25 protein-coding genes are annotated in these 23,612 nt (G+C 61.5%); 9 read left to right on the top strand and 16 right to left on the bottom strand.

Annotated features, from left to right (window positions below; all coding sequences use genetic code 11):
- Positions 1-4: 4 nt before the first annotated feature.
- The 4 genes from J3P89_RS25460 to J3P89_RS25445 all read right to left on the bottom strand — a co-directional run bounded on the left by J3P89_RS25460 (position 5) and on the right by J3P89_RS25445 (position 2,793).
- A complete protein-coding gene (locus tag J3P89_RS25460; protein ID WP_434696019.1) occupies positions 5-679 on the bottom strand; it encodes an urease accessory protein UreF in 675 nt (224 codons plus the stop codon).
- Positions 676-1,176, bottom strand: coding sequence for an urease accessory protein UreE (gene ureE, locus J3P89_RS25455; RefSeq protein ID WP_434696018.1), 501 nt, complete (start codon positions 1,174-1,176; stop codon positions 676-678). The genes J3P89_RS25460 and ureE overlap by 4 nt, the downstream gene beginning before the upstream one ends.
- Before the next feature lie 276 nt (positions 1,177-1,452).
- Complete coding sequence (locus tag J3P89_RS25450; RefSeq protein WP_305497134.1) at positions 1,453-2,085, bottom strand: TetR family transcriptional regulator; 633 nt, start codon at positions 2,083-2,085, stop codon at positions 1,453-1,455.
- A 156-nt stretch (positions 2,086-2,241) separates the two neighbouring features.
- The gene (locus tag J3P89_RS25445; RefSeq protein ID WP_434696017.1) at positions 2,242-2,793 is read right to left on the bottom strand and encodes a hypothetical protein; all 552 of its coding nucleotides are present in this window, start codon (positions 2,791-2,793) and stop codon (positions 2,242-2,244) included.
- Positions 2,794-3,182: 389 nt separating this feature from the next.
- Between J3P89_RS25445 and J3P89_RS25440 the strand changes: the two genes are divergently transcribed.
- The 3 genes from J3P89_RS25440 to J3P89_RS25430 all read left to right on the top strand — a co-directional run bounded on the left by J3P89_RS25440 (position 3,183) and on the right by J3P89_RS25430 (position 7,086).
- Positions 3,183-5,252 carry an AsmA family protein gene (locus J3P89_RS25440; RefSeq protein WP_434696015.1) on the top strand — a complete coding sequence of 690 codons (2,070 nt, stop codon included), beginning with the start codon at positions 3,183-3,185 and terminating at the stop codon, positions 5,250-5,252.
- Between the two features lie 268 nt (positions 5,253-5,520).
- Positions 5,521-6,324, top strand: a complete 804-nt coding sequence (locus J3P89_RS25435; protein ID WP_434696014.1) for a hypothetical protein — start codon at positions 5,521-5,523, stop codon at positions 6,322-6,324.
- Positions 6,325-6,375: 51 nt separating this feature from the next.
- Positions 6,376-7,086, top strand: a complete 711-nt coding sequence (locus J3P89_RS25430; RefSeq protein ID WP_434696013.1) for a hypothetical protein — start codon at positions 6,376-6,378, stop codon at positions 7,084-7,086.
- Here the strand turns inward: J3P89_RS25430 and J3P89_RS25425 are convergent.
- Positions 7,068-8,036, bottom strand: coding sequence for a LysR substrate-binding domain-containing protein (locus J3P89_RS25425; protein WP_434626346.1), 969 nt, complete (start codon positions 8,034-8,036; stop codon positions 7,068-7,070). The genes J3P89_RS25430 and J3P89_RS25425 overlap by 19 nt on opposite strands.
- A gap of 128 nt (positions 8,037-8,164) precedes the next feature.
- Between J3P89_RS25425 and J3P89_RS25420 the strand changes: the two genes are divergently transcribed.
- From J3P89_RS25420 to J3P89_RS25405, 4 genes are all read left to right on the top strand, one after another.
- Positions 8,165-8,803 (top strand): FMN-dependent NADH-azoreductase, encoded by a 639-nt coding sequence (locus tag J3P89_RS25420; RefSeq protein ID WP_434626345.1) that lies wholly within the window; start codon positions 8,165-8,167, stop codon positions 8,801-8,803.
- Positions 8,804-8,938: 135 nt separating this feature from the next.
- Positions 8,939-9,829 carry an alpha/beta fold hydrolase gene (locus J3P89_RS25415; RefSeq protein WP_434696012.1) on the top strand — a complete coding sequence of 297 codons (891 nt, stop codon included), beginning with the start codon at positions 8,939-8,941 and terminating at the stop codon, positions 9,827-9,829.
- A 202-nt stretch (positions 9,830-10,031) separates the two neighbouring features.
- Positions 10,032-10,328 (top strand): PsiF family protein, encoded by a 297-nt coding sequence (locus tag J3P89_RS25410; protein WP_434696011.1) that lies wholly within the window; start codon positions 10,032-10,034, stop codon positions 10,326-10,328.
- A gap of 235 nt (positions 10,329-10,563) precedes the next feature.
- On the top strand, positions 10,564-11,577 hold the full coding sequence (locus tag J3P89_RS25405; RefSeq protein ID WP_305497122.1) for an AI-2E family transporter: 1,014 nt from the start codon (positions 10,564-10,566) through the stop codon (positions 11,575-11,577).
- A gap of 114 nt (positions 11,578-11,691) precedes the next feature.
- On the opposite strand, the gene J3P89_RS25400 is transcribed toward J3P89_RS25405, so the two are convergent.
- Entirely contained in the window at positions 11,692-12,966 is a 1,275-nt protein-coding gene (locus J3P89_RS25400) for an Hsp70 family protein (RefSeq protein WP_434696010.1), read from the bottom strand.
- A gap of 292 nt (positions 12,967-13,258) precedes the next feature.
- Between J3P89_RS25400 and J3P89_RS25395 the strand changes: the two genes are divergently transcribed.
- Together J3P89_RS25395 and J3P89_RS25390 are read left to right on the top strand one after the other, a co-directional pair.
- The gene (locus tag J3P89_RS25395) at positions 13,259-14,197 is read left to right on the top strand and encodes a DnaJ C-terminal domain-containing protein (protein WP_434626342.1); all 939 of its coding nucleotides are present in this window, start codon (positions 13,259-13,261) and stop codon (positions 14,195-14,197) included.
- A gap of 51 nt (positions 14,198-14,248) precedes the next feature.
- The gene (locus J3P89_RS25390) at positions 14,249-14,548 is read left to right on the top strand and encodes a chaperone modulator CbpM (protein ID WP_030140113.1); all 300 of its coding nucleotides are present in this window, start codon (positions 14,249-14,251) and stop codon (positions 14,546-14,548) included.
- 142 nt (positions 14,549-14,690) lie between these two features.
- Here J3P89_RS25390 and ureC read toward each other — a convergent pair whose 3' ends face one another.
- The 10 genes from ureC to urtB all read right to left on the bottom strand — a co-directional run bounded on the left by ureC (position 14,691) and on the right by urtB (position 23,514).
- The gene (ureC, locus tag J3P89_RS25385; protein ID WP_434696009.1) at positions 14,691-16,391 is read right to left on the bottom strand and encodes an urease subunit alpha; all 1,701 of its coding nucleotides are present in this window, start codon (positions 16,389-16,391) and stop codon (positions 14,691-14,693) included.
- Positions 16,392-16,532: 141 nt separating this feature from the next.
- Positions 16,533-16,841 carry an urease subunit beta gene (locus J3P89_RS25380; protein ID WP_434696008.1) on the bottom strand — a complete coding sequence of 103 codons (309 nt, stop codon included), beginning with the start codon at positions 16,839-16,841 and terminating at the stop codon, positions 16,533-16,535.
- Positions 16,838-17,371, bottom strand: a complete 534-nt coding sequence (locus J3P89_RS25375) for a GNAT family N-acetyltransferase (RefSeq protein WP_434696007.1) — start codon at positions 17,369-17,371, stop codon at positions 16,838-16,840. Before J3P89_RS25375 ends, J3P89_RS25380 begins: the two co-directional genes overlap by 4 nt.
- Positions 17,372-17,376: 5 nt before the next feature.
- On the bottom strand, positions 17,377-17,910 hold the full coding sequence (locus tag J3P89_RS25370) for a GNAT family N-acetyltransferase (RefSeq protein WP_434696005.1): 534 nt from the start codon (positions 17,908-17,910) through the stop codon (positions 17,377-17,379).
- 9 nt (positions 17,911-17,919) lie between these two features.
- Positions 17,920-18,222 (bottom strand): urease subunit gamma, encoded by a 303-nt coding sequence (gene ureA / locus J3P89_RS25365; protein ID WP_003197350.1) that lies wholly within the window; start codon positions 18,220-18,222, stop codon positions 17,920-17,922.
- A gap of 148 nt (positions 18,223-18,370) precedes the next feature.
- On the bottom strand, positions 18,371-19,213 hold the full coding sequence (locus tag J3P89_RS25360) for an urease accessory protein UreD (RefSeq protein WP_434696004.1): 843 nt from the start codon (positions 19,211-19,213) through the stop codon (positions 18,371-18,373).
- Positions 19,214-19,243: 30 nt separating this feature from the next.
- The gene (urtE, locus tag J3P89_RS25355) at positions 19,244-19,942 is read right to left on the bottom strand and encodes an urea ABC transporter ATP-binding subunit UrtE (protein ID WP_434696003.1); all 699 of its coding nucleotides are present in this window, start codon (positions 19,940-19,942) and stop codon (positions 19,244-19,246) included.
- A gap of 133 nt (positions 19,943-20,075) precedes the next feature.
- Complete coding sequence (urtD, locus tag J3P89_RS25350) at positions 20,076-20,936, bottom strand: urea ABC transporter ATP-binding protein UrtD (RefSeq protein ID WP_434698057.1); 861 nt, start codon at positions 20,934-20,936, stop codon at positions 20,076-20,078.
- Positions 20,936-22,012, bottom strand: a complete 1,077-nt coding sequence (urtC, locus tag J3P89_RS25345; RefSeq protein WP_434696002.1) for an urea ABC transporter permease subunit UrtC — start codon at positions 22,010-22,012, stop codon at positions 20,936-20,938. Before urtC ends, urtD begins: the two co-directional genes overlap by 1 nt.
- A complete protein-coding gene (urtB, locus tag J3P89_RS25340) occupies positions 22,012-23,514 on the bottom strand; it encodes an urea ABC transporter permease subunit UrtB (protein WP_434696001.1) in 1,503 nt (500 codons plus the stop codon). Before urtB ends, urtC begins: the two co-directional genes overlap by 1 nt.
- Positions 23,515-23,612 lie beyond the last annotated feature (98 nt).

Raw genomic sequence — 23,612 nt, 5'->3', positions numbered from 1 at the left:
TCTCCTAGGAACGGAACAGGCGGCTGTACTGGCGCTCATGGGCCATGCACGCCAGGGACAGGCCAAACGCGGCGCTGCCGTAATGGTCGGGGTCGAGGTTCGAGGCGATCTGCTGGGCCTGTTGCAGCAATGGCAGCAGCTCGCTGGTCAACCTCTGCGCGGCTTGCTGGCCCAAGGGCAGGGTTTTCATCAGCACCGCCAGTTGGTTTTCCAGCCAGCTCCACAACCAGGCGGCGAGGGCATCCTCTGGCTTGATATCCCAGGCACGGGCCGCCAGGGCCCAGCCCAGCGCCAGGTGCGGTTCGCTACGCTGTTCAAGGAAGCTGCGCGCGGCGCTGTCGAGCTCCGGCAGGCCCGCCAGCAATTGTTGCAGCGAGTAGCCCATCTGCCGGCTCTCCTGGTACAGCTCGCGGGTTTCCCGGCTGGCACGGTGTTGTTCACAAAGCTCCAGCAGCGCGTGCCAATCGTCGGCAGCGGCCGCCCTGCAATGAGCCAGCAGCAAGGGCGCTTCGAAACGCGCCAGGTTCAGTAGCATCTGATCGCTGATCCAGCGGCGTGCGTCGTCAGGCGTCTTGACCAGGCCGTTATCCACAGCCATTTCCAGGCCCTGGGAGTAGCTGTAGCCGCCAATCGGCAGTTGCGGACTGGCCAGGCGCAGCAGCGCCCAGGCCGGGTTCATGAACGCACGCCGAACTGGTGCAGGCGCGGTGCGTAATTGAAATCTTCGTCGCCGTGCCGGGAATGATGATGGCCGCCGCCATAAGCGCCGTGTTCCGGCTGGAACGGCGCTTCAATGGATTCGACGCTGGCGCCCAGTTGCTCAAGCATCGCCTTGAGCACGTAATCATCCAGCAGGCGCAACCAGCCATTGCCCACCTGCAGGGCAACGTGGCGATTGCCCAAGTGGTAGGCAGCACGGGTCAGTTCGAACGCATTGGCGCAGGTAACGTGGAGCAATTGTTCAGGACGGGCGCAGACACGCACGATGCGCCCATCTTCGGCCTGAAGGCATTCACCGTCGTACAGCGGCGGCTGGCCTCGCTCCAAGAACAATCCCACGTCTTCACCCTCGGCACTGAAACAGCGCAGACGGCTTTTGCTGCGGGCGTCAAAGATCAGGTGCAGCTCGGCGTCCCAGCGCGGTTGAGTGTCGATTCTGCGGTGGATAACCAGCATCGGAGTGCTTCCAGCAATGAACGGTGCTGTGTTTATAGCAAGGGGCTTGCCAATCGAAGGGGATGTAGGAAATGGCGGGGGATGGCGTTCCTGGATGGGGCGGGCTTCGTGCCGTTATGGTGCGCTTTGGGAAGGCTTGCACCACTTTGAGTCGCGCGCAAGACATTGTGGGAGCGAGCCTGCTCGCGAAGCGGTGCATCAGGAAAATCGATGCTGGCTGACCCGGCGCTTTCGCGAGCAGGCTCGCTCCCACATGGAAGGTGGTGGGGCAGGCGATTATTCGGTGCTACCCAACCCGTGCCAATGCTTGAGGCCGATGAAGATGAACCGTAGTTGCTGGGTAATCTTCGCCTGGGGGGTGAGATGTTCGGGGAGCGCTTTCGCGGGCGGGTCGATGATATCCGGCAGGGTGGCGAAGACACTCTTGACGACGAGGTCGGCCATCACGCTGAGTCCCGCAAGGTCCAGGTGTTGCAACTTGGGCATCAATGCCAGGTCGGCGGCGAGGTCCGAGCTGATGTCTTCGCGCAGCTTCGCGATGGCCTGGCGTACCGGCAGGGAGCCGCCGTACTGCTCGCGGGCCAGGAACAGAAACTGCGATCGGTTGGCATGCACCACGTCGAGAAAAATCCGCACAGACGCATCGATGATGCCGCCCATGACAAATTCGTTGTGGCGCACCAGCCGGATGGTTTCGCGAAACGTCTGCCCGACTTCGCTGACGAGCGCCAGGCCAAGCTGGTCCATGTCGTCGAAATGTCGATAGAACCCGGTGGGTACGATGCCGGCTGTCTTGGCGACTTCGCGCAGGCTCAGGCTGCCGAATCCCCTGCCGCACTCCATCAAGTGGCGCGCTGCATCCATCAGGGCATTTCGGGTCTGTTGTTTCTGTTCGGCGCGGGGAAGCATTGCAGGGCTGACTTCCAGGTCATGGGAGCGATGCACTCTAGCAAATCGTCTTTGGCGGCGTCGAACGGTAGGGACGGATCAGTCGGGAAAACGAGGGGCTTGAAAAGTCAAAAGCCCGATTCAGGGAATCGGGCTTTTTTATGGGCCACCATGGGCTCAGCTCACTGCGCTGTTGCGTTCGATTACGCGGTCACCACCGCCTTCGGCAAGGGTCTGGCCTTGTGGAGTGCGATCGGAACCGTCAGCGGCCAGGGTTTCGCCCAGTGGGGTGCGGTCGGAGCCGTCGGCCGCCAGGGTCTGGCCTTGTGGGGTGCGGTCGGAGCCGTCAGCCGCCAAGGTCTGGCCTTGTGGGGTGCGGTCGGAACCGTCAGCCGCCAGGGTCTGGCCTTGTGGAGTGCGGTCGGAGCCGTCAGCCGCCAGGGTCTGGCCTTGTGGAGTGCGGTCGGAACCGTCAGCCGCCAGGGTCTGGCCTTGTGGGGTGCGGTCGGAACCGTCAGCCGCCAGGGTTTGGCCTTGTGGGGTGCGGTCGGAACCACCTTCGACCAGGCCTTTCTCTTCCAGGCGGTCACGGCCACCTTCGGCTACGGTCTGGCTATAGACAGAATGGCTGTCCTTGACTTGTGGCGTGGCCTGTTCGGAAGCTGGCAAAGCGAAAGCGGTAGAGGCCAGCAGGGAAAGGGAAAGACTCATCAGTAGTTGGCGTTTCATGATCGTTGCTCCTCGAGAGGGCTGAAAAGTGGGTACGAGGGCAATGCTACTCTCGATAAGTCGATATAAAAGTTCATAAACACAATGGTAATAATCAACGGAATTGATTGTTCTGCGGGAAGGCTCTAGAACGGGCCTTTCAGAGGGGCGGTTTTGCCCTGGAGTGGGTAGTTTGTACCCACTCGCGCCCCGCAAAAGTGCGGGCGCGGTAACAGGTAGCTGTCGAACCGGTCAGGTTCCGAGGCGTTTTTTCGTGCCGGTCGTCGCGCTTGGTGGTAAACCTGTCGGCCGTTTCGGCAGTCCAATCGTTTATCGGCAGTGAGCCAGTAGCGGTTCGCCTTGCCTCAGGCGTCGCGGTCTGCACGCCAAATTTGTCAGGAGCCTTGTGCATGACGCGCACCTCAAAAATTTTCGCCTGGGGCTTTGCCTGCCTCATCGCACTGCTGGCCGCGCTTGTGCTGGTCATCGCTTTCTTCGACTGGAACCGCCTCAAGCCCACGCTCAACGCGAAGATTTCCGAGGAGTTGCATCGTCCATTCGCAATCAATGGCAACCTGGCGGTGATCTGGCAGCGCGAACCGCAGGAAGGCGGCTGGCGCGCCTTTGTGCCATGGCCCCATGTCGTGGCCGAAGATTTGAGCCTGGGAAACCCGGACTGGTCGAAAACCCCGCAAATGGTCACGCTAAAGCGCGTCGAGCTACGTATTTCGCCCTTGGCCCTGTTGGCCCGGCGGGTGGCGATCCCGCGCATCGACCTGACCGAACCCAACGCCAGCCTGCAGCGCCTGGCTGATGGGCGCGCCAACTGGACCTTCCAGTTCGATCCGAAGGACCCGGACGCCGAGCCGTCCAGTTGGTCGGTCGATATCGGTGCCATCGGCTTTGACAAGGGGCATGTCACGCTGGATGACCAGACGCTCAAGACCAGGCTCGAAGTGTTGATCGACCCGTTGGGCAAACCCATTCCATTCAGCGATATCGTCGGTGAAAAGACTGCGAACAAAGCCCGGGAACAAGGTGCGGCACCACAAGACTACGCCTTTGCTTTCAAGGCTGACGGGCAGTATCAAGGACAGAACCTGAGCGGTTCCGGCAAGGTCGGTGGTTTGCTGGCCTTGCAGGATGCATCGCAACCCTTTCCCCTGCAGGCCCAGGCGAAGATTGCCGACACCCGCATCGAGCTGGCCGGCACCCTTACCGACCCGAAGAACCTTGGCGCCCTGGACCTGCGTCTGAAACTGGCCGGTAAAAGCCTGGCCAATCTTTACCCGTTGACTGGCGTGACGCTGCCGGATTCGCCGCCCTATGCCACCGATGGTCGCCTGATCGCCAAGCTCCACGAACCGGAGGGGGCGCAGTTCCGCTACGAGGCGTTCAACGGCAAGATTGGCGAAAGCGATATTCGCGGCGACCTGGCTTATGTTTCCAGCCAGCCGAGACCGAAACTCACTGGCGCGCTGGTATCCGATCAACTGCTGTTCAGCGACCTGGCGCCGCTTATCGGCGCCGACTCCAACACGCAACAGAAGGCGCGCGGCGGTGCCAGCAAACAACCGTCCGACAAGGTCTTGCCGGTGGAAGAATTCCGCACTGAGCGCTGGAGCGTAATGGATGCCGACGTGGAGTTCACCGGCAAGCGCATCGTCCATAGCGAGCAATTGCCCTTCACCGACCTCTACACTCATTTGCTGCTGAACAATGGCCAGTTGAGCCTTGAGCCCTTGCGCTTTGGCGTGGCTGGTGGCCGTCTCGATGCGCAGATTCGCCTCAATGGACAGACTCGGCCCCTCGAAGGCCAGGCGAAACTGACCGCGCGAGGCTTCAAGCTCAAGCAGCTTTTCCCGGGTTTCGAACCGATGAAAACCAGTTTCGGCGAGCTCAATGGCGATGCCGATCTGTCCGGCCGAGGTAATTCGGTAGCGGCGTTGCTGGGCACCGCCAATGGCAACTTGAAAATGCTCATCAACGACGGCGCTATCAGTCGGGAGTTGATGGAGCTGGCAGGGTTGAACGTTGGCAACTATGTGGTAGGAAAAATCTTCGGCGACAAGGAAGTGAAGATCAATTGCGCGGCGGCTGATTTCGGCATCAAGACCGGTCTGGCGACCACTCGCCTGTTTGTATTCGATACCGAGAACGCGATCATCTATATCGATGGCACGGCGAATATGGCCACTGAACAACTGGACCTGACTGTTACCCCGGAGTCCAAGGGCTGGCGATTGATTTCCCTGCGTTCGCCGCTGTACGTACGAGGCACCTTCGCCAAGCCCGCCGCCGGGGTGAAGGCCGTGCCGCTGATGTTGCGTGGGGCCGGAATGGTCGCGCTGGGTGTCATCGCCGCGCCGGCGGCGGGGTTGCTGGCGTTGGTCGCTCCCAGCGGCGGCGAGCCGAACCAGTGTGCACCGTTGCTTGAACAGATGAAGGCCGGCAAGGCGCCGAAAACGGTAAAGGATTGATTGCGCCTGTGAGGTAGCGGATAACCGCGCCGAAGGCAGGCAGTAGAAATTTGCCGATTGTATTCGGCGCGGTTGGTTAGTTGGTTAGTCGAATTGTAAATCTATCTTGATTTTTAACGAATCGGATAGGGTTGCACGCGAATGCCTGGGCGGTGGCAACAAACGGTCATGGATGAACTGTGGTAAATCCGGGCTTGGGTGACTAAGTTCTTGCCTGCAGTCATGTGGCTGCCAAGAACAACAACCATCTAGTTAAAGGATAAGTGTCATGAGTATTTTATTGCCCGACGCCGAAGAGAGCAGGCGCTTTTTTGATTCGGTAAGGCTTGCGCCCGTTGCGCTTGCCGATTTTTCTGCTGATGCACCAAAAAATGCCCACTTTACAATGGCTGCAGATTCGGCGACTCAGTCGGTTTCCAAGGCCGGCATGTTATTGGCTAATGAAGATCCTGCCATTATCGGATTTGCCGATAATCTGGACGAAGATAAAAAGCAGGCGGCAGCGGACAGTATTCATTTTGCTGAACGTGTTGCCAACTCCAAGTACAGCAAGAACATAGAGCCCATCCAGTGGCACGAGCTATATGGTGCTGCAATGAGGCATTGCGGATGGACGATCACCAGTAACACTTATCAGGAGCTCACGACTTCACAGAAAAGCCTGACGATGGATGCCATCGTTCTGGATATTATCCAGGGGGTGGCGGGACGAAACGCTCCGGCGATGCTGCAACTTTTGGGTAACGTATTTGGTCGGTTGCAATCCGATGAAAAGCTGGTCAATCTTTTTGATAAGAACAGTAAAAAAGGTGCGGACAAGGATTTCAGGATTGTACCCTGCATCCAGTCCGCAAATGGAACAGCGATAACTGCTTTCCTGGCTGTCGACTGCAGTCTCTCTTCAAATCAAGGCGGCGCTTGGTTCTGGAAATGGAAAGTATCGCGCCTTCGAATGAAGCGCGTGGCTACGATGGTCGAGCTCAATATGCGCGTACATGATCGGAACCGGGACAGAATCTACCAGCAACTGGATAAGAGCTCTGACGACTTCTTCAATGGGATCACATTATAAGCGCCCATGGGGTTGTTCGAATGAGCAACCCTTCTTAGAAGGTGGTCTGTCATGTTGAATGAGGAAATCCTGCTCCTCCCGGAAGGGCTGTTGTCTATTTCGGAAGGAGTGCCGAAGGAGTGGCGGCAGAAACTTAAATATTCGTTGCTCTATTCGCATCTGTACGCTCGCTCGACCGGTGACAAGTTTGATGCCTTGGCGAAATGGCGCGCAGGTTATTCTCGCGCCATGGAAAATCTGGAATGGACGACCCTGGCGAATAAAGCGTCCAGTTTCGAGCCGAAGGACGAGGCTATCATTGTGCTGAGCGACTTGCTCGGGGAAAAATTGATATCGGATGTCAAGCTGCAGGCGCAGCTTGAGCGGCTGATAGCCAGTGTTGAGGATGCGCTGGGTTCAGAGGCGTTGGGTGCTGCAATCAGGGAGCAGTTGCTTTCACCTGCTCAGGCGAAGGATAAGTCCGATACGACTGTTTTCGTGCATGTCAGCCTGATAGGCGTGGGCCCGGTTGTTCATACGTTGTCTGTGAGGTTTCGCACCGCGCAATGTATTGATGAGCTTTTTTTCAAGCAGCGTTTCACAGGCAAGCATGTAGTGGGACAGGTCAATGTGAATGTTTCCACAAGGCAACTCAGTTCAGCCCGTTACGAAAGAAACGGTATTGAACAAAAGGTGCGGCGCGGCCTGCCGGCCGCCGCGAACTCATTGATTGTCGAGCTTCCTCCAGCGAGCATTCCGGAGTCTCAAGTTTTGCCAGCATGATTGCTCTGGTTCTGGCTGACACGGTCCTGGAACAGTTTCATCGAACTCGTCAGTGCGTGCCCGGACTGCCGCGCTTCTTCCTCCAGCCATTTGAAGAACGCTCGTACTGGCGGATGGCGTTCCCGGCCCGGAACGCATAAGGCGCTGTAGCCCGCGCCGTTGACCTGGACGTGCGGGTGGTAAGCGACCAGTAGGCCGCTTGCGACGCTTTCGGAGGCCAGCACGTTGCTCGCCAGGACCAGGCCTTGCCCGGCAATTGCCGCTTGCAGGGCGTAGTGCTCCTCGTCGTATTCGCGTATGCAGGGCTGACGGGTCAGCCAGGTTTCTCCCGCCCGCGCGCACCAGGCGTCCCAGCCATGGGCATAAAGTTTGGTGTTGTGCCACCGCACACTGATCAACGTCGTCGGTTGTCGGGTCGCCAGAGCGGCTATTTGCTCCGGTGACCCATATACACCGAAGTATTCATCGAACAGGCACATGCCATACAGGTTCGGGTAGTTCTCCAGGCTATAGCGCACCACCATGTCCACGCTGGCGTCCTGGTGCAGGTCGATCACTTCGCAGTGCGTGTCCAGGCGGACATTGATGGTGGGATGGCGCGCGTAGAACCGACCCAGGCGCGGCACCAGCCAGAGCGCCGCGAACGCGGCGGTGGTGGAAATCGTCAGATGCGCGGTGCTGCGTTGCGGGCGCAGGGTATCGACGCTTTGCGCCACTTCCAGCAAGGCACCGTGCAGGCTGTGGAACAAGCGTTGGCCACCTTCGGTCAGCCGCACCTGGCGAGGCAGGCGCTCAAAGAGTTGCACACCCAGCCAGGTTTCCAGTGAGCGGATCTGATGGGAAATCGCCGTGGGCGTTACCGACAGCTCAGCCGCCGCGGCCTTGAAACTGAGCAATCGTGCAGCGGATTCGAAGGCACGCAACGCGTTGAGTGGCAGGGCAGCAAACATCTGGAATCTCCAATGGATGAGAACAGTTCATCCCGGTCAACTAGCGCTCATTTGAGCTGATGCAGGTTTAGGCCTCAGTCTGAGAGCCATACGTGGTTTCCAGTGTAGTCACAGTCGAGGAGTTTCAGATGAGCAATATTCTTGTCGTACATGGCAGCCCTCGCGGCGAGCGTTCCCATTCCCGGCGTCTGACGGAGGCTTTCATAGCGGCTTGGCAGGCCGCCAATCCACATACCCAGCCGACCCGCCGCGAGGTCGGTCGGACCGTTATTCCTCCGGTCAACGAAGCCTTTATTGCCGCGGCGTTCCACCCCGAGCCTCAGGCAAGGCCGTTGACCATGCAGGCCGACCTGGCCTTGAGCGATGCGTTGGTAGCGGAGCTGCAGGCCCATGACCGGCTGGTGATTTCCGCACCCATGCATAATTTCGGCGTGCCTAGCGGCGTGAAGGCCTGGATCGACCAGATCGTGCGGATTGGCGTGACGTTCAACCACAGCCTGGATAACGGTGTCTCGCAATATCAGCCGTTGGTGCTGGGCAAGAAGGCCCTGATCGTGACCAGCCGTGGCGATTTCGGCTTCGGCCCTGGAGGCTCGCTGGAATCCATGAACCACGCCGATACGCTGCTGCGCACGGTCCTGGGATTTATCGGCATCAGCGACGTGACGGTGGTGGCCGCTGAAGGAGAGGAGTCGGCCGAGCACAGCTTCGCGCGGTCCTATGCCGAGGCCGAGCGGCGCTTGCTGGCGCTGGCGCGAACATTCTGAACGGGGCTCGATCGGTTCAACGGGGGCTGGCGTCGGCGCCTTCGATTGACGACGCGGGCCGAAGTGGCGGGTGTGTCATAGACTGGTCATCATCGGTACCGATGCTGACCACCTCTTGATCACAAGGACGTCGCCATGTCGCAACGCTGCGCCACTCGCTACCCGCTGGTGCTGGTCCCGGGCATGCTTGGGTTCATTCGCCTGGTGTTGTATCCGTATTGGTATGGCATCGTCGAGGCGTTGCGCCGGGGTGGAGCCGTGGTGGTCGCGGTGAAGGTTTCGCCATTGCATTCGTCCGAAGTTCGCGGCGAGCAATTGCTGGCACGGATCGAGGAGATTCTCAGGGAAACCGGCGCGCAAAAGGTCAACCTGATCGGCCACAGCCAGGGCGCTCTCACTGCCCGCTACGCAGCCGCCCTGCGCCCGGATCTGGTCGCCTCGGTCACATCGGTGGCCGGCACCAACCACGGGTCCGAACTGGCCGATTACCTGCAAGACCATTATCCGGCCGACAGCGCCAAAGGGCGGTTGCTCAGCGCTTTTCTGCGGCTGATCAACGCGTTGATGAGCCTGCTCGACACCGGCTATCACGGACCGAAATTGCCAGTGGACATCCGCGCCTCCCACGCCTCGCTGACGACTGCCGGCGTGGCGTTGTTCAACGAGCGTTATCCACAAGGCCTGCCGCAGACCTGGGGCGGGCAGGGGCCGGAAGAAGTCAATGGGGTGCGTTATTACTCGTGGTCCGGGACTCTGCAGCCGGGCAAGACCGACAGGGGCCGCAACCTGTTGGACGGCACCAATCGCAGCTGCCGGCTGTTCGCGCGCACCTTCGTGCGCGAAGCCGGGCAGTGCGACGGCATGGTCGGGCGCTACAGCTCGCACCTGGGCACGGTGATTCGTGATGATTATCCGCTGGACCATTTCGACGTGGTCAATCAGTCGCTGGGACTGGTGGGCAGGGGAGCGGAGCCGATCCGGCTGTTTGTCGAGCATGCGCAGCGGTTGAAGGATGCCGGGGTGTAGCGCATCAGTTGGACCGCGTTATCGTTCTTCGCGAGCAGGCTCGCTCCCACAGTGGATGCAGCTCTGGGGTCAATTGTGGGAGCGAGCCTGCTCGCGAAAGCGGTAGATCAAGCAATGAAGATCTGGCGATGAAGGTGTAACAGGCTTTGTCTACACTGCACTTCATCGCCGTCCTTCTCAGGCGGCAACCAGGAGAAACACCATGAAGATGCTGCGTGTCCCTTTGTTGATGATCGGCCTGCTGCTGTGTTCCCAGGGCTTCGCCGCCACCGCCCAACAGACCAAGATGACCACCTGCAACGCCGACGCCACCGCCAAGGCCCTCAAGGGTGACGAACGCAAGGCTTTCATGAGCAACTGCCTGAAGGCCACTCCGGCCGCCGCTGAACCCAGTACACCGCAGGAACGCATGAAGACCTGCAACGCCACGGCGACGGCCCAGGCCTTGAAGGGCGATGCGCGCAAGGCGTTCATGAGTGATTGCCTGAAGAAACAGTAAGCACCGGGATTTTTCTGACCCCTCCAGGGCCCCATCGCGAGCAGGCTCGCTCCCACATTGGACCCAGCCAACGCCAATCCGATGTGGGAGCGAGCCTGCTCGCGATGAGGCCGGAGCAAGAAACCAAAAAACGTCTGAACCCCGGCCAGGATCGGCCGATACAATCCCTAGTGCTGCCAGCGGAACGCTGGCAGACTGCCGATCCTTTCATGTCGTTTTTTTGTCCTGGGGCTGTATGCCAACGTTTTCTCAGCGTCATGTGTTGTTGGTGATCAGTTGGGTGATCATTTTTGGTGGGTTGTTGCTGGTGTTGCCGCTGCGCCTGTTGCCAAGCCTTTTGGCCGGGCTGCTGGTGTTCGAGCTGGTCAACATGCTCACCCCGCAGTTGCAACGACTGATCGAAGGCCGGCGTGCCCGCTGGCTGGCGGTAGCATTGTTGGGCACGCTGGTGGTCAGTGTGCTGAGCCTGATTTTCGCCGGGGCCTTCAGTTTCCTGCTGCACGAAGCGGAAAACCCGGGCGCATCCCTGGATAAATTCATGGGCGTGGTCGACCGCGCCCGTGGGCAATTGCCGCCGTTCATCGACGCCTACCTGCCGGCCAGCGCCGCCGAGTTCCGGGTGGCGATCGGCGACTGGGTGAGCAAGCACCTGAGCGACCTGCAGCTGGTGGGCAAGGACGCGGCGCACATGTTCGTGACGTTGCTGATCGGCATGGTGCTGGGCGCCATCATCGCCTTGCAGCGCATCCCCGACCTGACCAAGCGCAAGCCCCTGGCCGCCGCGCTGTTCGACCGCCTGAACCTGCTGGTGAAGGCGTTTCGCAACATCGTTTTTGCCCAGATCAAGATTTCCCTGCTCAACACCTTCTTCACCGGGATTTTCCTGGCGGTGGTGCTGCCGCTGTTCGGCATTCAATTGCCGTTGACCAAGACCCTGATCGTGATGACGTTCCTGCTGGGGCTGTTGCCGGTGATCGGCAACCTGATGTCGAACACCCTGATCACCATCGTCGCCCTGTCGCTGTCGATCTGGGTGGCCGTGGCGGCGCTGGGTTACCTGATCGTGATCCACAAGCTCGAATACTTCCTCAACGCCCGCATCGTCGGCGGGCAGATCAGTGCCAAGTCGTGGGAACTGCTCATGGCAATGCTGGTGTTCGAAGCCGCGTTCGGCCTGCCGGGTGTGGTGGCGGGGCCGATCTACTATGCGTATCTCAAGAGCGAGTTGAAGCAGGTGGGGATGGTTTGATCGGGTAGTTGTATTGCCTGGTCCAACGCTTTCGCGAGCAGGCTCGCTCCCACAGTAGGATGCGGTTGACTGTGGGAGCGAGCCTGCTCGCGAAGGACGCGCCTCGGTCCTGGATCAGACCTGGCTGCCATACCGCTTCATCGCCTCGATCGCCAACCCGCTGCCAATACTGCCGAAGATATTACCTTCCACATGGCGCGCCAGGGGCAGCATCGCCGCGACGCTGTTGCGCAGCGCCGGAATGCCGCTGGAGCCGCCGGTGAAGAACACCGTGTCGACTTGATCAACCCGCACGTTGGCATCGTTGAGCAGTTGCGTGACGCTGTTGCGCACTCGGTCCAGCAGGCCGTCGATCGCCGATTCGAACAAGGCGCGGCTCAGGTCCACGCTCAGGCCCCGCTCGATCCGGTCCAGGGCCACGTGGCGCTGGTCGGCGTGGGTCAGCTGAATCTTGGTTTCCTCCACTTCCATCGCCAGCCAATGCCCGGCACGCTGTTCGATCAGCTTGAACAGCCGGTCGATACCGCCGGTGTCTTCGATGTCGTAGCGCATGCTGCCCAGGGCCAACGTGGACTTTTGCGAATACACCGCGTTGATGGTGTGCCAGGTCGCCAGGTTCATGTGATGGCTGGTGGGCATGTAGGCGCCGCTTTTCATCCGGCTGCCGTAGCCGAACAGCGGCATCAGGCCTTGCAGGCTGAGCTGCTTGTCGAAATCGGTGCCGCCGATGTGCACGCCGCCGGTGGCGAGGATGTCGGCGTGACGGTTGTCGTGCATGCGGCGCTCGGGAGACAGGCGCACCAGGGAGAAGTCCGAAGTACCGCCGCCGATGTCGACGATCAGCACCAGCTCTTCTTTTTCGATGGTCGATTCATAATCGAACGCCGCCGCAATGGGTTCGTACTGGAAGGAGACTTCCTTGAAACCGATGGCCCGCGCCACGTCCACCAAAGTGTTCTCGGCTTCCTGGTCGGCCATTTCATCGTCATCAACGAAAAACACCGGACGCCCCAGCACCACTTCTTCGAATTCCCGCCCGGCGGTGGCTTCGGCACGCTTCTTCAACTGGCCGATGAACAACCCCAGCAGATCCTTGAACGGCATCGCCGTGCCGAGCACGCTGGTATCGTGCTTGATCAGCTTGGAACCCAGCAGGCTCTTTAGCGAGCGCATCAGCCGGCCTTCGTAGCCTTCCAGGTATTCGTGCAGTGCCAGGCGACCGTAGACCGGGCGACGTTCCTCAAGATTGAAAAAGACCACCGAGGGCAAGGTGATCTTGTCGTCCTCCAGCTCGATCAACGTTTCCATGCCGGGGCGCAGCCAGCCGACGGTGGAGTTGGACGTGCCGAAGTCAATACCGCAGGCACGCGCCGGGGATGGGTTTTTCATGTCTTTCAGTTCCGGTCGTAAAAACGGCCGCGCAGTGTATGCCAGTGCGACGCGGATTCGAAGGCCGGTTGTCCACTAATTCGCAAACCCCGGCCTTGAAAGACCGCGTCGGCCCCCCAAACTTGCTGGCATGGGTCTGGTGGCACAGGGCGGTACAAGATCCGCCGCCAGCTGCCGATAAACTTCTGATGCACCGTCCGGTCACAATCTTGAGGCCGGTCAACCCGCTGTCCGGTCATCCGGGCATGCCGTGCGTGGCGGTGCGACATCGATAACGGATGGTGATGCTTAGATGGATTTCAAAGACTATTACAAGATCCTGGGTGTGGAGCCGACGGCCGACGACGCCACGATCAAGGCCGCCTATCGCAAACTGGCGCGCAAATACCACCCGGATGTAAGCAAAGAGAAAGACGCGGAGACCAAGTTCAAGGACGTCTCCGAGGCGTATGAAGCGCTGAAGAGTGCGGACAAACGCGCCGAGTACGATGACTTGCGCCGCTATGGCCAGCACGGCCAGCCGTTCCAGGGGCCGCCGGGGTGGCAGAGCCGTGGTGGTTTTGGCGGGCAGGACACTGGCGATTTCTCGGATTTCTTCAGTTCGATCTTTGGCAATCGCGGGCCGGGTTTCGGTGGCGGACAATCGGGTCGCAGCGCCGGCCGTCGGGGGCAAGACGTGGAAATGGAATTACCGATCTTCCTGGAAGAGACCCTGTCGAACGAATCGAAGAAGGTCAGCTTCCAGGTGCCGCAGTACAACGCCGCGGGCCAGCATGTGAGCAATGCCAGCAGAAGCCTTAACGTGAAGATCCCGCTGGGAGTGACCGATGGCGAGCGCATCCGCCTCAAGGGCCAGGGCGCGCCCGGCATCGGTGGCGGCGCCAATGGCGACTTGTACCTGACCATTCGTTTCGCCCCGCACCCCAAGTTCGATGTCGAAGGCCAGGACCTGATCATCACTTTGCCCCTGGCGCCGTGGGAATTGGCGTTGGGCACCGAGGTGGCGGTGCCGACCCTCACCGGCAAGATCAACCTCAAGGTGCCGGCCGGCAGCCAGAACGGCCAGCGCATGCGCGCCAAGGGCCACGGCCTGCGCAACAAGGCCGGCGAGCGCGGTTACCTGTTCGTGCAGCTCAAGGCCGTGATGCCCAAGGCCAGCGACGAATCGGTCAAGGCGCTGTGGGCGGAGCTGGCGAAGAAAGCCGCATTTGATCCACGGGAGAACTTCTGAACCGAGGATCATGGCTAGACTCGACAGTTGAAGCATTGGGAGAAGCAGACCATGAACAACCCGATCATTGAACTGAACCTGATGGAATTCTGTGAGGCCGCTGCGTTGGCCGATGTCCATGTGATTGAAATCGTCGAACACGGCATTCTCGAACCTCACGGCACGGCCCCCACGGACTGGCGTTTCACTGATTACGAACTGGTCCTGGCCCGGCGTGCAGCGAAGCTGCGCCGCGAGTTGGAGCTGGAATGGGAAGGCGTCGCCCTGGCGCTGGACCTGCTGGAAGAGGTGCAGCAGCTGCGCAGCGAAAACCGCATGCTCAAGCAGCGGCTGGGGCGGTTGGTCGAATGAGGCAGGCTGGACATAAAACCCTGTGGCGAGGGAGCTTGCTCCCGCTCGGTTGCGCAGCAACCGCCCAAAAGCGAGGGCCGCTTCGCACCCCAGCGGGAGCAAGCTCCCTCGCCACGGAGTTTGCGTTCGGCCAGTTATCCGCTCAAAACAGAAAATACCGCTGCGCCATCGGCAGCACATCCGCCGGTTCACACCACAACAGCACGCCATCGGCCTTGACCTGATAGGTTTGCGGGTCGACGTCGATGCTCGGCAGGTAGTCGTTGTGAATCAGGTCGGTCTTCTGCACATCGCGACAACCTTTCACCACTGCGATCCGTTTCTTCAAGCCCAATTGCTCCGGCAGGCCCGCCTCGGCGGCGGCCTGGCTGATGAAGGTCAGGCTGGTGGCGTGTCGTGAACCGCCGTAGCTGGCGAACATCGGCCGGTAGTGCACCGGTTGTGGTGTCGGAATCGAGGCGTTGGCATCGCCCATCAGGCTGGCGGCAATCGCCCCGCCCTTGAGAATCAAAGTCGGTTTGACGCCGAAGAACGCCGGGCGCCACAACACCAGGTCGGCCCATTTGCCGACTTCGATGGAGCCCACCTCATGGCTGATGCCATGGGTGATCGCCGGGTTGATGGTGTACTTGGCGATGTAGCGCTTGATGCGGAAATTGTCGTTACCGGCGCCATCGCCGGGCAGGGCGCCGCGCTGCTTTTTCATCTTGTCGGCGGTTTGCCAGGTGCGGGTGATGACCTCGCCGACGCGGCCCATGGCCTGGCTGTCGGAGCTGATCATCGAGAACGCGCCGAGGTCATGGAGAATGTCTTCGGCAGCGATGGTTTCACGGCGGATGCGGCTTTCGGCGAAGGCCACGTCTTCGGCGATGCTCGGGTCCAGGTGGTGGCAGACCATCAACATGTCGAGATGCTCGTCGATGGTGTTGCGGGTGAACGGCCGGGTCGGGTTGGTGGAGCTGGGCAACACGTTAGGAAAACCGCAGGCCTTGATGATGTCCGGTGCATGACCGCCACCGGCCCCTTCGGTGTGGTAGGTGTGAATGGTGCGGCCCTTGAACGCCGCCAGGGTGGTTTCGACGAAGCCGGATTCGTTGAGGGTGTCGGTGTGGATCGCCACCTGCACATCGTACTGGTCGGCCACGCTCAGGCAGTTGTCGATGGCCGCCGGCGTGGTGCCCCAGTCTTCATGCAGCTTCAGGCCGATGGCCCCGGCCTTCACCTGCTCGATCAGCGGCTCCGGCAGGCTGGCGTTGCCCTTGCCGGTGAAACCGATGTTCATCGGGAACGCGTCGGCGGCCTGGAGCATGCGCGCCAGGTGCCACGGCCCGGAGGTGCAGGTGGTGGCGTTGGTCCCGGTAGCCGGGCCCGTGCCGCCGCCGATCATGGTGGTGACACCGCTCATCAGCGCTTCTTCGATCTGCTGCGGGCAGATGAAGTGGATGTGGGTGTCGATGCCGCCGGCGGTGAGGATCATGCCTTCGCCGGCGATCACTTCGGTGCTCGCGCCGATGGCGATGGTCACGTCGGGCTGGATGTCCGGGTTGCCGGCCTTGCCGATCGCCGCGATGCGCCCGTCCTTGAGGCCGACATCGGCCTTGACGATGCCCCAGTGGTCAACGATCAGTGCGTTGGTGATCAACGTGTCGACCACCTCGGCGGCCAGCAACTGGCTCTGGCCCATGCCATCGCGAATCACCTTGCCGCCGCCGAACTTCACTTCTTCGCCGTAGGTGGTGAAGTCCTTTTCCACTTCGATCCACAACTCGGTATCGGCCAGGCGAACCTTGTCGCCGACGGTGGGGCCGAACATGTCGGCGTAGGCTTGTCTCGAAATCTTCATGTGCTCGCCTTGAGGTTCTTAAGTCGTATGCAGTCCATTGTGGCGAGGGAGCTTGCTCCCGCTGGGCTACGTAGTGGCCCTCGCTTTTTTGCGGTTGCTGCGCAACCGAGCGGGAGCAAGCTCCCTCGCCACAGAGGCGCTTCAGTCCAATTCGCCCATGATTCGTCCGGCGAACCCATAAACCCGCCGGTGCCCGGCCAGGTCCACCAGTTCCACCTCGCGGCTCTGGCCCGGTTCGAAGCGCACCGCCGTGCCGGCCGGGATGTTCAGGCGCATGCCACGGCTGGCGGCGCGGTCGAAGGCCAGGGCGTCGTTGGTTTCGAAAAAATGAAAGTGCGAGCCGACCTGGATCGGCCGGTCGCCGCTGTTGGCGACGTTCAGCTTGAGGGTACGGCGGCCGACGTTGAGCTCGATGTCGCCGGGCTGGACCTGGTACTGGCCTGGAATCATTGCGGTTGCCCCAAAGTCTTGTAGTAGATGGCGGTCGGGCTGTAGGTCCCGTCCGGGCTCTGGCAGTAGTCGGGCAGTTCGCCGACGCGGGTGTAGCCCATCGCGCGGTAGAACGCCTCGGCCTCGGAACCGGCCTCGGTGTCGAGGTACAGCAGGCCGCGCTGGTGCTGGCGCGCACCGAGCTCCAAGGCATTCATCAACTGCTGGCCGAGGCCGCGGCGGCGGGCATCGCCGCGCACCAGCAGCTTTTGCACTTCGGCGCGGTTGAGGCCGTTGGGCTTCTGGCACAGCGCGAGCTGGACGCTGGCTTGCACCTGCTCGTCCTTGACCACCACCCACAGCAGCAGGTTGCCTTGGTTGAGGCTGGCCTGGACCTCGTCGAAATAGGCGCGGGCCTGGACGGCATCGAGGTCAGCCATGAACCCCACGCTGGCGCCATAGCCCACGGCGTCGAGCAGCAGATCAATCAAGCCCTGGCGGTAATGCGCGAAGCTTTCAGCGTGGACTCGGCGCAACTGGGCGGCGTTCATCGGTATCACTCCTTGTCGATGGTGGGCGGTAGCGCCCCGGGATTGAGGACCAACTGCATGAAGGTCAGGTCCAGCCAGCGACCAAACTTGGTGCCCACCTGAGGCATCTGCCCGGTGATGGCAAAACCGGCCCGCTCGTGCAAGCGAATCGACGCCGCGTTGCCGCTCTCGATGGCCGCAACCATCACGTGTTTGCCGCAGGCCCTGGCGCGCTCGATCAGCGCACTCATCAGCAACGGGCCGAGGCCATTGCCACGTTGATCGCTGCGTACGTACACAGAATGTTCCACGGTGTGGCGGAAACCGTCGAACGGCCGCCAGTCGCCGAATGAAGCGTAGCCGAGCACGTCATCTTCGGCGTCGCTGATCACCAGCACCGGATAACCCTGGGTTTGCCGGGCGCTGAACCAGGCCTGGCGATTGCCCAGGTCCACAGCCTGTTCGTTCCAGATCGCCGTGGTGTTGAGGACCGCATCGTTGTAGATGTCACGGATCGCCGGCAGGTCGGCAGGGTGGGCGTCACGAATCTGATAAGTCATGCCGCGACCTCAGGCGATGGGCTGGTGGACGGTGACCAGTTTGGTGCCGTCGGGGAATGTCGCCTCGACCTGGATCTCGGGGATCATTTCCGGAATGCCTTCCATCACCTGCTCGCGGCTCAGCAGCGTTGTGCCGTAGTGCATCAGCTCGGCCACGGTCTGGCCGTCACGGGCGCCTTCCAGCAGCGCGGCGGAAATGTAGGCCATGGCTTCCGGATAGTTGAGCTTCAGGCCACGAGCCAGGCGCCGCTCGGCGACGAGGCCGGCGGTGAAGATCAGCAGCTTGTCTTTTTCGCGTGGGGTCAGGTCCATGTGCAGTCCAGTAAGGGCAGATAAAATTTTGCGGTAGACACATTCCACTGTGGGAGCGAGCCTGCTCGCGAAAGCGGTGTGTCAGTCAACAATCATGTTGGATGTTCTATTGCTTTCGCGAGCAGGCTCGCTCCCACAGACGAAATAACTAAGTACTCCAGATTCTCGGTGGCATGGCTTCTCGTCCGAGCAATGCGGGCCTGAGCAAGCGCCACAATTCAATCAACCACCCGCGCGCCAGTAATGCCTCGCTCGCCAGGCAGCGGGCGACGACCAGGCCGGGCAACTGGGTCAGGTCGCCGCGCACGGCATGGCCGAGGGATCGGCAGCGCTCCAGCAGCTCGCTGTCGATCTCGCCGGTCACCAGCAACGTCGCAAACACCGGATCACCGCCCAGCCCGATGGGGGAATCGAGCAAGCCGTCACCGCCGACAATGCGCTGGCGTTCATGCCACAGCAACTGGCCGTCGCGGCGAATGTCCAGCCGCGATTGAAAGTGGCCGAGGTCGAAGCGTTCGCCGCTGGCCGGTCGGCCGAGGGCAACCATGTCCCAGTAGAACAGCCGGGCGTCGCCCTGCAGATCGATGCAGGTGCTGAGTTCGGCCTGGGCCGCGCTGAACACGATGGTTTCCTGAGGCAGCCATTCCAGGGTCGCACCGCCAGCCACGCTCAGTTTCAGTTGCTGGTACGCCGGGCCGGCCGCGCGGTACCACTTGGCCGCGCCGGGGCTGGTCAGTTGCGCCCAGGCACCGGGGCCGACGTGAGCCGAGATGTCCAGCTGATCACCGCCGGCAATCCCGCCGGGCGGGTGGACGATGATGTGCTGGCAGACTTCGGGACCTTCGGCGTACAGGTGTTTCTGCACCCGCAGTGGACCTTTGTGGCGACGCTGGACCGGACGCGTGCAGTCGCCGAATCGGGCATAGCCCAAGTCCAGCTCGGCGTGCCAGCTGGGGGTGAACAGGGCGGAGGGCGATACAGGTAGATTCATGATTTTCTGATTATCGTCGGGACGCCAAGACTAGATCGTTACCAGCCCGCGCACACCCTCGGCTTGCATATTTTCGCCGCGGCCTTGCTGGACGATCTCGCCCCGGGACATCACCAGGTACTGATCGGCCAGCTCGGCGGCGAAGTCGTAGAACTGCTCCACCAGCAAGATCGCCATGTCGCCCCGGGCCGCGAGTTTCCTGATTACCGCGCCAATCTCCTTGATCACCGACGGCTGGATGCCTTCGGTGGGCTCGTCGAGAATCAGCAGGCGCGGACGGCTGGCCAGGGCCCGGCCAATGGCGAGCTGCTGTTGCTGGCCACCAGACAGGTCACCGCCGCGGCGTTGTTTCATCTGTAGCAACACCGGGAACAGTTCATAGATGAAGGCCGGTACTTCCTTGGCCTCGGAACCCGGGAAACGCGACAGGCCCATCAGCAGGTTTTCTTCTACCGTCAGCCGAGCGAAAATTTCCCGGCCCTGGGGCACATAGGCGATGCCGGCATGTACCCGCTGGTGCGGCTTGAAGCCGGTGATGGCCTTGCCTTCCCAACTCACCACGCCTTCCTTGGCCGGCAGCAGGCCCATCAGGCATTTGAGCAGGGTGGTCTTGCCCACACCGTTGCGGCCCAGCAGGCACGTCACCTCGCCGACCTTCACGTCGAACGACAGGCCCCGCAGGATGTGGCTACCGCCGTAGTACTGGTGCAGCTTGTCGACTTGCAGCATTGTCTTGAATCCCCTTATGCCCCCTGTGGGAGCGAGCCTGCTCGCGAAAGCGATGTGTCAGTCGATATTCGTGTTGAATGTTCCGTTGCTTCGCGAGCAGGCTCGCTCCCACAGGAAAGCAACTTCTATCGCCTCATCGACCGAGATACACCTCGATCACCCGCTCATCGGCCTGCACCTGCTCCAGCGACCCTTCGGCCAACACGCTGCCCTGGTGCAGCACGGTGACGTGATCGGCGATCGCGCCGACGAAGCCCATGTCGTGTTCCACCACCATCAGCGAATGTTTGCCGGCCAGGGACTTGAACAGCTCGGCGGTGAAGTCGGTCTCGGCGTCGGTCATGCCCGCCACCGGCTCGTCGAGCAGTAGCAGTTGCGGGTCCTGGACCAGCAGCATGCCAATCTCCAGAAATTGCTTCTGCCCGTGAGACAGCAACCCGGCGGCGCGATTGACCGAGGCGGTGAGGCGGATGGTTTCAAGCACTTCGCCGATACGGTCATGTTGTTCGCCGGTCAGTTTCGCCCGCAGGCTGGCCCATACCGATTTGTCGGTCTTGAGCGCCAGCTCCAGGTTCTCGAACACGCTCAGGGCTTCGAACACCGTCGGCTTCTGGAACTTGCGGCCGATACCGGCCTGGGCAATCTGCACTTCGCTCATGCTGGTCAGGTCCAGGGTTTCGCCAAACCAGGCCTTGCCGTGGCTGGGCCGGGTCTTGCCGGTAATGACGTCCATCAAGGTGGTCTTGCCGGCACCGTTGGGGCCGATGATGCAGCGCAATTCGCCGACGCCGATGTACAGGTTCAGATCGTTGAGCGCCTTGAAACCGTCGAAGCTGACGCTGATGTCTTCCAGGGTCAGGATGGTGCCGTGGCGGGTGTTCAGGCCCACGCCAGCGGCTTGGCCGAGGCCGATCGCATCGCGGCTGCTGCCCTGATCTTTGTTGGGGTCAATAATCGGTTCGAGCATGAAGTCCGCCGTGGGTGTGATTCGCATCATTCGCCCCTTTTCTTCAGCAAGCCGATCACGCCCTTGGGCAGATACAGCGTCACGACAATGAACAACGCGCCGAGGAAGAACAGCCAGTACTCAGGAAACGCCACGGTGAACCAGCTCTTCATGCCATTGACCACGCCAGCGCCCAGCAGCGGTCCGATCAGCGTGCCGCGCCCGCCAAGGGCCACCCACACGGCAGCTTCGATTGAGTTGGTTGGCGACATTTCGCTGGGGTTGATAATGCCCACCTGCGGCACGTACAGCGCCCCCGCCAGGCCGCACAACACTGCGCTCAGCACCCAGACGAACAGCTTGAAACCACGGGGATCGTAGCCGCAGAACATCAGGCGGTTTTCCGCATCGCGCAGGGCCGTCAGCACCCGTCCGAACTTGCTGCGGGCCAGGCGCCAACCGATGAACAGGCTCGCCACCAGCAACAGCACCGTGGCAAAAAACAGCACCGCGCGGGTGCCCGGCTCGGTGATGCCAAAGCCCAGGATCGAACGGAAATTGGTGAAGCCGTTATTGCCGCCAAAACCCGTCTCGTTGCGGAAAAACAGCAGCATCCCGGCGAAGGTAAGGGCCTGGGTCATGATCGAGAAATACACGCCCTTGATCCGCGAGCGAAACGCGAAGAAGCCGAAAACCAGTGCCAGCAAACCCGGTGCCAGCACCACCAGGCACAGCGCCCAGAGGAAACTGTCGGTGCCGGCCCAGTACCAGGGCAGTTCGGTCCACGACAAAAACGTCATGAATGCCGGAACGCCGTCACCGGCGGCCTGGCGCATCAGGTACATGCCCATGGCGTAGCCGCCCAGGGCGAAGAACAGGCCGTGGCCGAGGGAGAGCAGGCCGGCGTAGCCCCAGACCAGGTCCAGCGCCAGGGCGACGATGGCATAGCAGAGGATCTTGCCCACCAGGGTCAGCGTGTAGGCCGAGATGTGCAGCGGATTGTCCGCCGCCAGCAACGACAGCAACGGCAGGCTCAGCAGCACGGCGAGGATCAGCGCGCCGACGGCAACGGTGAGTTTGGGACCGGCCTTTTGTGTGGCCGTGAGCATCAGGGGCTGGTTCATCAGTCGATTACCCGTCCTTTAAGCGCGAAGAGACCTTGCGGACGCTTCTGGATGAACAGAATGATCAGCGCAAGGATCAGGATCTTGCCGAGCACGGCGCCGATCTGCGGTTCGAGGATCTTGTTGGCGATGCCCAGGCCGAACGCGGCGAACACGCTACCGGCCAACTGGCCGACGCCGCCGAGCACCACCACCAGGAACGAGTCGATGATGTAGCTCTGGCCCAGGTCCGGGCCGACGTTGCCGATCTGGCTCAAAGCCACGCCGCCGAGCCCGGCGATGCCCGAGCCGAGGCCGAAAGCGAGCATGTCGACCCGCCCGGTGGGCACGCCGCAGCAGGCGGCCATGTTGCGGTTTTGGGTCACGGCGCGCACGTTCAGGCCCAGGCGCGTCTTGTTCAGCAACAGCCAGGTCAGGACCACTACGAACAGCGCAAAGGCGATAATCACGATGCGGTTGTACGGCAGCACCAGGTTCGGCAGCACCTGGATCCCACCCGAGAGCCAGGCCGGGTTGGCGACTTCGACGTTCTGCGCGCCGAACACCAGGCGCACCAGCTGAATCAGCATCAGGCTGATGCCCCAGGTGGCGAGCAGGGTTTCCAGCGGGCGCCCGTAGAGGTGGCGGATCACCGTGCGCTCCAGTGCCATGCCGATGGCCGCGGTGATGAAAAACGCCACCGGCAGGGCGATCAGCGGGTAGAACTCGATGGCGTTCGGGGCGAAGCGCTGGAACAGCATCTGCACCACATACGTGGAGTAGGCGCCGAGCATCAGCATCTCGCCGTGGGCCATGTTGATCACCCCGAGCAGGCCGAAGGTGATTGCCAGGCCGAGGGCGGCGAGCAGCAGGATCGAGCCCAGGGACATGCCGCTGAAGGCCTGGCCCAGCAGCTCGCCGATGAGCAGTTTGCGCTTGACCTGGCCGAGGCTGGTTTCGGCGGCGGTGCGCACGGCGGCATCGGTTTCGACGCCGGGTTCGAGCAGCGTTTCCAGGCGGGTGCGGGCCAGCGGGTCGCCGGTTTCCCCCAACAGGCGGACGGCGGCCAGGCGCACGGCAGGATTGGCATCGACCAGCTGCAGGTTCGCCAGGGCCAGGCTCAGCGCGGCATGCACGTCTTCGTCCTGCTCGCCGGCCAGTTGCCGATCAAGGAACGCCAGTTGCGCGGGGCGGGCACTTTTTTGCAACTGCTGCGCGGCAGTCAGGCGTACGCGGGCGTCCACGGCGAGTAGCTGGTGGCTGGCGAGAGCGGTTTCGATCAGCCCTCGCAAACGGTTGTTCAGGCGCAGGGTCTTTGGCTGGCCGTCGATGGTCAATTGGCCTTGCTGCAGGGCATTGATCAATTCAACGCGTGCCGGGTCGGGCTGCGCGGCCCAGGCTTCCAGGAGCTTGGCCTGCTGGGTCGGGTTGGCGGCGACGAAGTCTTCGGCTTCGCCGGCGTATGAGGCCATCGGCAATAAGAATGTGATGGCGAGGATCAAGCGGTAGAGGGCAGCGGACATATTGTTGGCCTTGCGCAAAACTTCTTTTGTGGGAGCGGGCTTGCTCGCGAAGGCGGTGGGCCAGGCAGAACAACTTTGACTGACACTCCGCATTCGCG

This window comes from Pseudomonas sp. Z1-14 (assembly GCF_051132005.1).
Taxonomy (GTDB): Bacteria; Pseudomonadota; Gammaproteobacteria; order Pseudomonadales; family Pseudomonadaceae; genus Aquipseudomonas.
Note: the sequence above shows the minus strand (reverse complement) of the source record. Positions and strands in the feature narration are given on the sequence as shown.